We start from the raw sequence: 12,108 nt of genomic DNA, 5'->3' as shown, positions 1-12,108 counted from the left end.
ACGCCGGCTCCGAGATAGACCAGCGCCTGGATCAGCAGCGAGGAATGGCCGTTCATCGGGCGGGCTCGGGTCGGGTGCGCATGGCGCGCAAGAAATCGCGCAACGGCCGACGGCGCACGCTTTTTCTGCCACGCTTGCATCCGGCTGGCTCAGGGCCACCTACAATCCTGCACATGTGGGGATCGCTATCGCCATGAAACGCCTCGCGTTCTTCGCCCTCGTCGCCGGCCTGGCGGTCCAGGCCGCGCCGGCCTGGGCCGAGACCCGGACGGCGGTATTCGCCGGCGGCTGCTTCTGGTCGGTGGAGAAGTTCTTCGAACACGCGCCCGGCGTGGTGCGGGCGGTCTCCGGCTATTCGGGCGGCGGGCTGCGCAACCCGACCTACGAGAACCACCAGGGTCACCTGGAGGCCGTGCAGGTTACCTACGACCCGGCGAAGACGACCTACGCCAAGCTCGTCGACCACTTCTTCCGCAACATCGACCCGACCGATCCGAACGGCCAGATCTGCGACCTCGGCCCGTCCTATCGGACGGCGGTCTTCGTCTCGAGCCCGCAGGAGCGCCAGACCGCGGAGGCCGCCAAAGCCCAGGTCGCCGGCGTCCTGAAGAAGCCGGTCGCCACCCAGGTGCGGTCCGCCGCGCAGTTCTGGCCTGCCGAGGCCTATCACCAGGACTTCGCCAGGAAGAACCCGGCCCGCTACGAAGCCTATCGCATCGGCTGCGGCCGCGACCGGCGGCTCAACGCGGTGTGGGGCGGCCGGTAACGGGGTCCCGCGGCCGCGGGGCGAAGCCCTCGCCGACGAACATCTCCAGCCGGCGCTTGCGCTTGCGGTCCAGCCAGACGCTGGCGATCTCCCGGCCGGCGGTGGCCGAGAAGTCGCCGGCGAACTCCTTCTCCCAATTGCCCTCGAGGGCGACGGCCAGCACCCGCCGGCCCTCGGCGGCGGTCAGGGGCGCGCTGGTCTCGGCCTGGTTCTGAGGCGTCTCGGCCAGCAGCCAGGCGCGCAGCGGCGGGGCGCTCGGATCGGCGAACCAGTCCCGGCCATAGTAGCGCATGGCGTAGTAGAGGAAGCGGCTGTTGACGGCGATGGCGGTCAGGCCCGCCGGCTCCTCGACGCTGGCCCGCTGCAGCACGAGGTCGGTCGTCTGGGCCCAGCCCTTGGCCCGCTTGAAGGCGTTGGCCGCGCCCATCCTCTCGGCGAACCCGGGCGAGATCGCGAAGGCGAGGAACAGGGCGGCGATCAAGGCCTGCGTGCCGATCGCGGCGATCAGCCAGCCTTTCGCGCGCCAGCGGATCAGCCAGGCTCCGACCAGGATGGCCCCCGGCAGGTAGGCGGCGCCCGACCAGTTGGCGTTGGCCCGGCTGACGAAGGCCTGGCCGGTGACGATCAGCAGCGGCGGCAGCACGAAGCAGAGCAGCAGCAGGTCCGACGGCTCCACCCGCCGGCGGCGGATCGCCAGCCCGACGCCGACGATCAGGGCGGCGAAGGGGATCGGTCCGAAGACGCCGAACTGGGTGGCGAGGAATTCGCCGAGCTCCTCGAAGTTGAACAGCTGCCGCCCGCCCCAGGCGGCGTTGGCGGCGGTGTGCTGGACGGTGGCGAAGCCGTGCTGGGCGTTCCAGATCAGGTTCGGGGCGAGGACGACGGCGAAGGCGAGGACGGCGAGCGCCGCGCCGGTCGGGCTCCAGCCCCGCCGCGCGTGCGGTGACAGGGCCAGGTGCAGGCCGATGCCCACCAGGCCGTAGATGGCCGCGTACTTCGACAGAAAGGCGAGGCCCAGCGCGCCCCCGGCTCCCGCCGACAACCAGAGCCGGCGGCGGCGGTCGGCGTCCTGCAGCGCCGCATAGGCGAGGATCGTCAGCCCAAGGAAGAACAGCAGCGGCGAATCGGTGGCGATGACCACGGCCGACAACTGGATCGCCGGCGCCAGGGCGTAGAGCGCCGTCGCCGCCAGCGCCGTCCGCTCGTCGTAGACCCGGCGGGCCAGGAAGAAGACGACCAGCGCCGCCCCGGCCTGGAACATCGGGGCCGCCAGCCGCACCCAGGCCTCGGCGTCGCCGCCGACCGCCGTCGTCGCCCAGATCGCCCAGGCGACCATCGGCGGCTTGGAGTAGTAGCCGAAGTCGAGCGTCCGGGACCAAAGCCAGTACTGGGCCTCGTCAGGGTACAGTTCCAGAGGACTGACGAAGAGGGCGATCAGCCGGGCGAGCGTCAACCCGGCGACCAGCATGACGACGTTGCGCCACTCGCGCCTCTGCCCGATTCCCGTCACCATCCGGCCCTTCGGCTAGTCGCATCCGCCCGTCGACGGCCCGGCGGTTGTATAGCGCCGGCGCCACGGTTTCGCGCGATTCCTGCGACCGGTCGCCACTGTAACAAATGCGTCACCCAAACCCGCAGAATTCCAGGCTATAGGCCCGTGCAGGTTCGATGCTCTGCATCGGGTCGGGGATAATCAGGGGATACTGATGAACATGAAACTTAGCCGCGCTCTGTGCGCGACGACGGCGCTCGTCACCGGGCTGCTGATGGCCGAGCAGGCGCTCGCCCAATCGACCGGCACCGCCGTGCTCGAAGAACTGATCGTGACGGGCACGGCCGCACCGCGTTCCGTGGGCGGCGCGATCGTCGCCGAGACCGAGCCGAAGTCGCGCGCGTCGATCACCGAAGAGCTGATCACCCGCCAGACGCCCGGCCAGACGATCCTCGACGCGATCAACCTCCTCCCGGCCGTCACCTTCTCGAACAACGACCCGTACGGCTCGGCCGGCGGCGACATCACCATGCGCGGCTTCGACAGCCAGCGCGTCGCCCTGCTGGCGGACGGCGTGCCGCTCAACGACAGCGGCAACTACGAAATCTATCCGAACCAACAGCTCGACAGCGACCTGATCGAGCGGGCCACCGTCAACCTCGGCACCACCGACGTCGACAGCCCGACCGCCGCGGCGGCCGGCGGCACCATCAACTACATCACCCGCAAGGCTTCGGACGTGTTCGGCGTTCGCGCCGAAGTGGGCGCCGGCAGCGACAACTTCCAGCGCTATTACGCGACCATCGAGACCGGCGCGATCGGCCCGTTCGGGACCAAGGCCTGGGTCTCGGGCCTGTTCACCCGCAACGACCTCTTCAAGCCGCACAACTCGCCGATCGACCCCAAGGGCAAGATCCAGAAGAAGCAGTTCAACGCGCGGATCGACCAGGACTTCGGCTCGGCCGGCTGGGCCAGCCTGATCCTGAACTACAACGAGAACCGCAACCAGTTCATCAACCGCATCAACCTGGCGACCTTCCGCCGCCAGGGCCTTACGACCACGGGGGCCGCCGACACGACCCTGGTCGGCGCCACCACCTGCACCCGACCGACGCCGGCCGCCGGCACGGCCCAGGTGGACAACACCACCAACTGCCCGAGCGGATTCTACGGCTTCACCATCAATCCGTCGAACACCGGCAACATCCGCGGCCTGTCGAGCTGGAACCTCGCCGACAACCTGACGCTGACGGTGGACCCGTCGTTCCAGTACACCATCGCCAACGGCGGCGGCATCGGCACCTTCTCCGAGAACCTTGGCCAGCTGCGCGGCAACAGCACGGCGGCCGGCGTTGACCTGAACGGCGACGGCGACCTCCTCGACACCGTGCACCTCTATCGTCCGAACACGACGAACACCCGCCGCTACGGCCTGACTTCGTCGCTGATCTGGAAGTTCGCCGACAACCAGTCGGTGCGCGCCGCCTACACCTTCGACCGCGCCCGTCACCGCCAGACCGGCCAGCTGACTTACCTGACCCAGGACGGCTTCCCGACCGACGTGTTCGGCGGCAAGGACGGCTATGGCGAGGCGATCGACCTGCCCGACGGCAGCATCCTGCGTCGTCGCGACCGGTACTCGATCGCGCTCTTGAACCAGGTGTCGGTGGAATACCGCGGCCGGTTCCTGGAGGACCGCCTGCTGGTCAACCTCGGCCTGCGCGCCCCGTTCTTCAAGCGCGAGCTCAACAACTTCTGCTATCAGCGCTCGACCTTCGACGCCTACTGCACGACCGAGCGGGCGTTCGTGGTGACGGGCACCGACGACGGCAGTGGCCGGCCCTATGTGGTGTTCCCGTCGGCCGGCAACGGCCTCGTCGGCGGCGCCGGCACCGGCACGCAGGCTTTGACCGCGGCGCAGCGGGCCGCCTTCCTGGCCTTCTACGGCCTGCCGGCGACCTCGACCGTGACCGCCAGCCAGTTCTACGGCCAGCCGCGCTCGTTCCAGCGCAAGTACGACGACGTGCTGCCCAACGTCGGCGTCAGCTATGACCTCACCGACGACCTGACGGTGTTCGCCAGCTACGCCGAAACCCTGTCGGCGCCGCGTACGGACGATCTCTACGACCGTGACGACGTTGACCCGGGCCCGGAGCGCAGCAAGTCCTACGACCTCGGCGTCCGCTACCAGACCGGCATGGTTCTGGCCGCGGCCTCGATCTGGCGCACGGACTTCTCGAACCGCATCGAGCGGGTTCTGGACGAAGCCGCCGGCATCGCCTTCTCGCAGAACGTCGGCGACGTGAAGCTGCAGGGCTTCGACGCCCAGATCGGCATCACGCCGACGGAAGAGCTGAGCTTCTACGCCTCGTACTCGTTCATCGACTCCGAGCTGCAGAACGACATCCCCGGCACCAGCGCCACGGCGCCGGTCCTGCGGACCAAGGGCAACGAGCTGTACGAGGTGCCGAAGCACCAGGGCGCCGCGCGGGTCCAGTACGACCCGACCGAGTTCCTCAGCCTCGGCGCTCAGGCCAAGTGGGTCGGCGACCGCTGGACCAACCTGACGAACGACGAGAAGACCCGCGGCTTCGGGCTGCTCGACCTCGACGCCCGCTTCAAGCTGGACTCGTTCGGCCTGGAGCGGACCTACGTCCAGCTCAACGTCCGGAACGCCACCGACAAGCGTTTCCTGAACGAGATCACCGAAAACCTTTCGGGCACGGCTCTGGCCCAGCCGGGCTATCGCCGGACCTTCATCGTGACCCTGCACGCCGAGTTCTAAGGCGCGCATCGACGCGAAGTGGATCGGGGGCGGCCGCAGCGATGCGGCCGCCCTTTTTCCTGCGAGCTTGACGCCGGGGTCCGGGGGGGCCATCTGCGCGCGGCTTTCGATCGGAGGGTTGGCCCGTTGAGCTTCACCGTACCTGCCGAGTGGGCGCCGCACGCGGCGATGTGGCTGGGCTTTCCGAGCCACGCCGACCTGTGGGAGTCCGACCTCGACGCGGCCCAGGCCGAGGTGGCGGCCCTGGCCCGCGCCCTGGCTGGCCCGGGGCGTGAGCGCGTGCGCCTGATGACCGGCCATCCGGACGGCGAGGCGGCGGCCCGCCGACTGCTCGGCGACGTCGCCGGGATCGAGATCGTCCCCGGGCGGTTCGGCGACATCTGGCTGCGCGACACCGGCCCGATCTTCGGTTTCGGCGCGAACGGCCTCCAGGCCCAGGGCTTCCGCTTCAACGGCTGGGGCGGCAAGTACGCTCTGGAGCACGACGACACCGTCGCCGGGCAGATCGCCGAGGCGTCTGGCGTCCCGCTCGTGGCCCACGATTTCATCCTCGAAGGCGGCGCGGTCGACCACGACGGCGAGGGCACGGTGCTGACCACCGGCCAGTGCCTGCTCAACCCGAACCGCAACGCGGGCTGGGACGACCCCAAGGCCGAGGCCGCGCTGGCCCAGGCGCTGGGCGCCCGCAAGGTCCTGTGGCTCGGCGAGGGCTTGCAGAACGACCACACAGACGGCCACGTGGACAACCTGGCCCGCTTCGTCGCGCCCGGCGTCGTCGCCATCCCCGTCGCCTGGGGCAAGGGCGATCCGAACGCCGACGCCTTCGACGACGCCGCCCGCCGCCTCGCCAGCATGACCGACGCCGCCGGCCGGCAGATCAAGGTCGTCCGCATCCCGTCCCCCGGCTTCGTCGAGGGGGACGAGGGCGAGGCGGTCCCGGCCAGCCACATGAACTTCCTGATCGCCAACGGCGCGGTGATCGTGCCGATCTACGAGGACCGGCCGGGCGAGTTCGCCGTCCAGGCGCTGAACGCCGTCTTCCCCGACCGCCAGGTGATCGGTCTGCCGTCCACCGCCATCCTGACCGGCGGCGGCTCGTTCCACTGCATCACCCAGCAGGAGCCCGCCCAATGAGCCGCAGCCTCAAGGTCGCCGCCATCCAGACCTCCTACGGCGAGGACGAGGCGGCCAACATCCGCAAGACCGCCGCCTTCATCCGCGAGGCCGCCGCCGGCGGCGCGCAGGTGATCCTGCCGTCGGAACTGTTCCAGGGGCCGTACTTCTGCGTCGCCCAGGAAGAGCGCTGGTTCGCCACCGCCCGGCCGTGGCGCGAGCACCCGTGCGTGACCGAACTGGCGCCGCTGGCGGCCGAGCTCGGCGTCGTGCTGCCGATCTCGATCTACGAGCGGGAGGGGCCGCATTACTTCAACAGCCTGGTGATGGTCGACGCCGACGGCTCGCTCATCGGCGTCTATCGCAAGAGCCATATCCCCGACGGCCCCGGCTACATGGAGAAGTACTACTTCCGGCCGGGCGACACCGGCTTCAAGGTCTGGGACACGAAGTTCGGCCGCATCGGCGTCGGCATCTGCTGGGACCAGTGGTACCCGGAGGCGGCCCGCGCCATGACCCTGATGGGCGCCGAAGTACTGCTCTATCCGACGGCCATCGGCTCCGAGCCGCACGACCCCAGCCTCGACACCGCCGCCCCCTGGCGCCGCGCGATGCAGGGCCACGCCGTCTCGAACGTGATCCCGGTGGTCGGCGCTAACCGCATCGGTTTCGAACCGTGGGACGGCTATCCGAACGGCGGCCAGCAGTTCTATGGCTCCAGCTTCATCGCCGACCATCGCGGCGACCTCGTCGCCGCCTTGGGCCGCGACGACGAGGGCGTGCTGAGCGCCGAGTTCGACCTCGACTTCCTGCAGACCCACCGGGCTGCCTGGGGCTTCTTCCGCGACCGCCGCACCGACCTCTACGGCGCCCTGGCGGGCCCGCGGCCGGCCTAGCCGCAGCGCGCCGGTTTGGCGCCGGCCAGCTCCGCCCTGGCCGTCGCCATGTCGCTGAGGAACTGCGGCTCGGCGTGCAGCCGGGCGACGACGCCGGCGGCCAGGGTGCGGGCGGCTTCGACGTCGCTGGCGAAGTGGGCGCCGCAGATCGCTCGGCTCTCGCCCATCTCGCGCCCGGCGACGAGCAGCGGCGTCGCCCGCGCCGGCGCCAGTTCCGTCAGGATCAGGCCCCAGCCCCAGCCGATCATCGCGTGGCCCGAGGGGTAGGAGAAGTTGGTCTTCATCCAGTCCTCGCGGGCGATGCAGATCGGCTGGTCGTTGCCGATCAACGGCCGGGTGCGGGCGTAGTGCGCCTTCGGGCCGTTGCCGACCGCGCTGAGGTCCACGCCGACCCGGCGTAACATCCGGAACGTGGCCGGCGTCGAGGTCTCGCCGATCTCGGCGCCCAGGGCGCAGGAGAAGCGGCGCATCACCCCGCCTTTCCACAGGTCGTCGTCCTGAATCGCCGCGGCCCAGCGCGGCGTGTCCTTCAGCTTGCGGCTCTCGTCGTAGAAGGCGCGGTCGGCCTTCCCCTGCGGCGAATCCGGCGTTGCGGGCGCCGGCAGGATGGCCTGGCCGTCGACCGCCGCCTTCGGCAAATAGCCCGGGGGCGCTGGGGTCTGGGCGTCGGCGGCGGCGCAGAGGGCGACGCCGGCGAAGGTCACGGCAAGAGTCAGGCGACGGAACAAGATGCGTATCCTCCCGATGTTATGCGCATCCTAAGGCGGGACGCGCCGGGCTGTCACATTTGCCGCCTTTCGGGCGATGGGCTAGAAGCGGCGACCTCATGCGCACGGGCCCGACCGCCCGCTTAGAATCCCGAAGGCGACGATGACCACCACGACCGACCAAGGCGGCCAGATCACCGGCAACGTCCTGTTCTATTCCAAGCCGGAGCCGCTGGCTCCCGAACTGCACGGCAAGCTGGGCGTCAAGCGCATGGACGGCCCGTTCAAGTTCGCCAAGGAAGGCCACGCCATCCCGCTGACCGTCGGCGAGTTCCCGCTGGCCGCCGTCACCGGCCCGATCATCTTCGTCGGCGACGAGAAGCTGCCGATCGCGGTCATGGGCCTGAACGCCGGCGAGAACATGTTCCTGAAGGACGACGGCATGTTCGAGCCGGGCGTCTACATCCCGGCCTATATCCGCCGCTATCCGTTCGTGTTCGCCAACGACGACGCCAACAACCAGATGGTGCTCTGCGTCGACCGCAACGCCGAGTTCGTGGTCGAGGGCGGCGACATGCCGTTCTTCGAAGACGGCAAGCCGAGCCAGTACACCCAGAACTGCATCGAGTTCTGCAACAACTTCGAGATGGAGCGTCAGCGCACCCTGAGCTTCGTCCAGCTGCTCAAGGACCTCGACCTGTTCGAGCTGAAGACGGCCAACTTCACGCCGCAGAACCCCGACGGCTCGGCCGGCCAGCCGCAGAAGATCGCCGACTACTTCGGCGTCTCGGAAGAGAAGCTCAACAAACTGCCGACCGAGAAGCTGGTCGAGCTGCGCGACAACGGCGCCCTGGGCCAGATCTACGCCCACCTGCTGTCGCTGGTCGGCTGGGACCGTCTGGTCGCCGTCGCCCTCGGCCGCGCCTCGCAGACGCCGCAAGCCGCCAACGCCTGAGGTCGGTCAGGCGGACGCCTGACGGACAAGGGGTCGCGCGAATCTCGCGGGCCCCTTTTTCGTGTCCGCTAGCGGGCGAACACGCTCCGCGTCAGGCACGAGAACACCAGTCGGCCGGCCTCATCCAGAAGGTCGTGCTGGCAGATGACGATGCCCTTGCCCTCGCCGACCGGGTCCTTGGCCATCACCGTCATCCGGCCGCGCAGCAGTTCGCCGGCCGGCGGGTTGCGCACCCAGCGCAGGGCGTCGACGCCGAGCCGCTTGGTCTGCGGCCAGTCGGTGTGGGCCACCGCGTCCAGCCGCGCCCACAGGGCGAAGACCATGGCGTCGGGCGCCCCGCGGTCCGTCGTCCAGCCGGGCGTGAAGGCGGCCACGAAGGCGTCGAGCGCCTGCGGATCGATCCCCGCGGCCCCCAGCGGCACCACCTGGCCGATCTCAATCTCGTCGAAGCTGGCGGGCACGGAGGCACTCTCTGGTTGGGCGAAGATTCGTCGATGATGGACGGCCCGTCGTCGCCAAGTCGAGCCCGCTTTGCGCCCGCGGCGCGCAGGGGCCATATAGCGATGCGGAACAGGGGTGGATTGGCGCGATGAGACGGATCCTGGCGGGCCTCGCAGCAGCCTTGGCGCTGACCGGCGCCAGCGTCGCCGCGCCCGTCGACACCGGCCACCTCGAAGCCGAGCTGGTCGCCGCCGCGTCCGGCGTCACGCCCGGCGGATCGGTGCGCATCGCCCTGCGCCAGAAGATCGACGACGGCTGGCACACCTACTGGCGCAACCCCGGCGATTCCGGCGAGGCGACGCGGCTGGCGTTCACCCTGCCGGGCGGCTGGAGCGCCTCGCCCTTCACCTGGCCGACGCCCAGGCGCCTGCCGGTCGGGCCGCTGGTCAACTACGGCTACGAGGGCGAGGTCCTCCTGCCCATGACCCTGACGGCGCCCGCCGGGGCGAAGGTCGGCGAGACCGTCAGCCTGCGCGGCAAGGCCGACTTCCTGGTCTGCGAGGAGATCTGCATTCCGGAATCGGCGGAGCTGAGCCTCGAGGTCCCCGTCGTCGCCGGGCCCGCGCCCGCCGATCCGCGCTGGGGTCCGGCGATCGCCACGGCCCTCGCCGCGGCGCCGAAGCCGGCCCGGCTGGCCGCCGCCTACCAGCCGGCCGGCGCGACCCTGACCCTCGCCGTGGCCGGCGCGCCCCTGCAGGGCGCCGACGGCGCCGGCGCCTACTTCTTCCCGGCGACGCCCGGCATGATCGACCACGCCGCGGTCCAAGCGATCGAGCGCGGGCCGCAGGGGCTGACCCTGACGCTGACCCCGGGCGACGACTTCAAGGCCGCCGCCGCGCCGCCGGCCCTCGAAGGCGTGCTCTCGGTCGGCGGCCGGGCCTACGAGATCGCCGCCGCCGCCGGACCCGCGCCGGCCGGCGCGGGCGGCCTCGGCCCGCCGCCCCGCGCCGCCGCGCCGGGCGGGCTCGGCCTGCCGCTGGCGCTGGCTTTCGCCGTCCTCGGCGGCCTCGTCCTCAACCTGATGCCCTGCGTCTTCCCGATCCTAGCGATGAAGGCCGCCTCCCTGGTCGGCCACGGCCGCGAGGCGCGCGCGGCCCGGCTCCAGGGCCTGGCGTTCGGGGCCGGCGTGCTGGCGACCTTCGTCCTCCTCGCCGGCGCCCTCATTGCCCTGAAGGCGGCCGGCGCCGCCGTCGGCTGGGGCTTCCAGCTCCAGTCGCCGCCGGTGGTGGCGGGCCTCGCCCTGCTGATGCTGGCCGTCGCCCTCAACCTGTCGGGCGTGTTCGAGGTCGGCGCCTCGTTGCAGGGCGCGGGCTCGGACCTGGCCGCGCGCGGCGGCGCCGCCGGCGCCTTCTTCACCGGGGCCCTCGCCGTCGTCGTGGCGACGCCCTGCACGGCGCCGTTCATGGCCCCGGCCCTCGGTTGGGCGCTGGTCCAGCCGCCCGCCGCCTCGCTGGCGGTGTTCCTGGCGCTGGGGGCCGGGTTCGCCGCTCCGTTCGTGGCCCTGGCCTTCGCGCCCGGCCTACTCGCCCGCCTGCCCAAGCCCGGCCCGTGGATGGACGCGTTCCGCAAGGCGCTGGCCTTCCCGATGTACGCCGCCGCCGCCTGGCTCGTCTGGGTGCTGGCCCAGCAGGCCGGACCCGACGGCCTGGGCCGCGTCCTCGGCGCCGGCGTCATCCTGGCCGCCGCCGCCTGGCTCTACGGGGCGGCGCAGCGGCGCCTGCTGGCCGGTGGCCGTCCCGCCGCGCCGGCGATCGCCTCGGCCCTGTTCGCGGTGGTGGCCCTGGCCGCCGCGCTCTGGCCGGCCTACGCGGCCCCGCCGCTCGCGGGGACCGCCCGGGCCTCGGCCAAGGTTCCCTTCGAGCCCTACAGCGCCGAGCGCCTCACCGCCCTGCGGGCCGAGGGCCGGCCGGTGTTCGTCAACTTCACCGCCGCCTGGTGCGTCAGCTGTCAGGTCAACGAGCGCGTCGCCCTGTCCGGCCCCAAGGTCGCCCAGGCCCTCGGCGCCAACAACGTCGCCTACCTCAAGGCCGACTGGACGCGGAAGGACGCGGTCATCGCCGCCGAGCTGGCGCGCCACGGCCGGGCAGGCGTGCCGCTCTATCTCGTCTACCGGCCCGGCGCCGCCGAGCCGCAGATCCTGCCCAACATCCTGACCGAGGGCGCCGTGGTCCGCGCCCTCGAGGCGAGCCGGTCGTGACCCCGAACGGCGCGTCGGGCGTTATGGCCGCGAGTTCGCCTGGGGGCCTTAGCCTTGTCTGACACCGACGCCGCCTGGGCGGCTCTGACCACGGCCGCTGCGGCCGCCGCCGAGCGCCGTATCGAAAGCTTATTCGCCGCCGACCCCGACCGCCTGCAGCGGCTGACGCTCGAGGCCGCCGGCCTGACGCTCGACCTGTCGAAACAGCCCTGGTCGCGCGCCGACCTCGACGCGGCGCTCGCCTTGGCGGACGCGGCCGGCGTCGCCGACGCCCGCGAGCGCCTGTTCGCCGGCGAGGCGGTCAACGCCTCCGAAGGCCGCGCGGCCCTTCACCCCGCCCTGCGCGCCCCGGCCGGCGCCGAGTTCCGCGCCCTCGGACAGCCGGTCTCGCCCGAGGTCGAGGCGACCCGCGCCAAGATCCGCACCTTCGCCGAGGCGGTGCGGGCGGGGACCTTCCAGGGCGCGACCGGCAAGCCGATCCGCGCCATCCTGCACATCGGCATCGGCGGCTCCGACCTCGGCCCGCGGCTGGTCTGGGAGGCCTTGCGGCCGCTCGACCCGGCCATCGACCTGCGCTTCGCCGCCAACGTCGACCCCGCCGAGATCGCCCAGGCCCTGACCGGCCTTGATCCGGCGCAGACCCTGGTCGTCGTGGTCTCAAAGACCTTCACCACCCAGGAGACGATGACCAACGCG

Annotated in this window: 9 protein-coding genes and 1 pseudogene; 7 read left to right on the top strand and 3 right to left on the bottom strand. The window is 71.3% G+C overall.

The window, feature by feature from the left end; all coding sequences use genetic code 11:
- The first annotated feature begins 193 nt into the window (after nt 1-193).
- Nucleotides 194-766: a peptide-methionine (S)-S-oxide reductase MsrA gene (gene msrA / locus ACILRF_RS10180; RefSeq protein ID WP_395672498.1), complete on the top strand. Its 573-nt coding sequence runs from the start codon at nt 194-196 to the stop codon at nt 764-766.
- Here the strand turns inward: msrA and ACILRF_RS10175 are convergent.
- Nucleotides 741-2,279, bottom strand: a complete 1,539-nt coding sequence (locus tag ACILRF_RS10175) for an ArnT family glycosyltransferase (RefSeq protein ID WP_395672496.1) — start codon at nt 2,277-2,279, stop codon at nt 741-743. The two genes, msrA and ACILRF_RS10175, sit on opposite strands and share 26 nt — an antisense overlap.
- 193 nt (nt 2,280-2,472) lie before the next feature.
- On the opposite strand from ACILRF_RS10175, the gene ACILRF_RS10170 reads away from it, so the two are divergent.
- From ACILRF_RS10170 to aguB, 3 genes are all read left to right on the top strand, one after another.
- Nucleotides 2,473-5,043 (top strand): TonB-dependent receptor, encoded by a 2,571-nt coding sequence (locus tag ACILRF_RS10170; protein WP_395672494.1) that lies wholly within the window; start codon nt 2,473-2,475, stop codon nt 5,041-5,043.
- 126 nt (nt 5,044-5,169) lie between these two features.
- Nucleotides 5,170-6,177: an agmatine deiminase family protein gene (locus tag ACILRF_RS10165; protein ID WP_395672492.1), complete on the top strand. Its 1,008-nt coding sequence runs from the start codon at nt 5,170-5,172 to the stop codon at nt 6,175-6,177.
- Nucleotides 6,174-7,052 (top strand): N-carbamoylputrescine amidase, encoded by an 879-nt coding sequence (aguB, locus tag ACILRF_RS10160; protein ID WP_395672490.1) that lies wholly within the window; start codon nt 6,174-6,176, stop codon nt 7,050-7,052. Before ACILRF_RS10165 ends, aguB begins: the two co-directional genes overlap by 4 nt.
- On the opposite strand, the gene ACILRF_RS10155 is transcribed toward aguB, so the two are convergent.
- Nucleotides 7,049-7,780, bottom strand: a complete 732-nt coding sequence (locus ACILRF_RS10155) for a phosphatase PAP2 family protein (RefSeq protein ID WP_395672488.1) — start codon at nt 7,778-7,780, stop codon at nt 7,049-7,051. The two genes, aguB and ACILRF_RS10155, sit on opposite strands and share 4 nt — an antisense overlap.
- A 142-nt stretch (nt 7,781-7,922) precedes the next feature.
- Here ACILRF_RS10155 and ACILRF_RS10150 point away from each other — a divergent pair, with 142 nt between their 5' ends.
- On the top strand, nt 7,923-8,714 hold the full coding sequence (locus ACILRF_RS10150; protein WP_395672486.1) for a SapC family protein: 792 nt from the start codon (nt 7,923-7,925) through the stop codon (nt 8,712-8,714).
- A 68-nt stretch (nt 8,715-8,782) separates the two neighbouring features.
- On the opposite strand, the gene ACILRF_RS10145 is transcribed toward ACILRF_RS10150, so the two are convergent.
- A complete protein-coding gene (locus tag ACILRF_RS10145) occupies nt 8,783-9,175 on the bottom strand; it encodes an acyl dehydratase (RefSeq protein ID WP_395672484.1) in 393 nt (130 codons plus the stop codon).
- Between the two features lie 128 nt (nt 9,176-9,303).
- Between ACILRF_RS10145 and ACILRF_RS10140 the strand changes: the two genes are divergently transcribed.
- Together ACILRF_RS10140 and ACILRF_RS10135 are read left to right on the top strand one after the other, a co-directional pair.
- Nucleotides 9,304-11,412, top strand: a complete 2,109-nt coding sequence (locus ACILRF_RS10140; RefSeq protein ID WP_395672482.1) for a protein-disulfide reductase DsbD family protein — start codon at nt 9,304-9,306, stop codon at nt 11,410-11,412.
- A gap of 54 nt (nt 11,413-11,466) precedes the next feature.
- Nucleotides 11,467-12,108 (top strand): annotated as a pseudogene (locus ACILRF_RS10135) (glucose-6-phosphate isomerase); the annotation flags it as partial.

It is taken from the genome of Phenylobacterium sp. (genome assembly GCF_044236515.1).
Taxonomy (GTDB): Bacteria; Pseudomonadota; Alphaproteobacteria; order Caulobacterales; family Caulobacteraceae; genus Phenylobacterium.
Note: the sequence above shows the minus strand (reverse complement) of the source record. Positions and strands in the feature narration are given on the sequence as shown.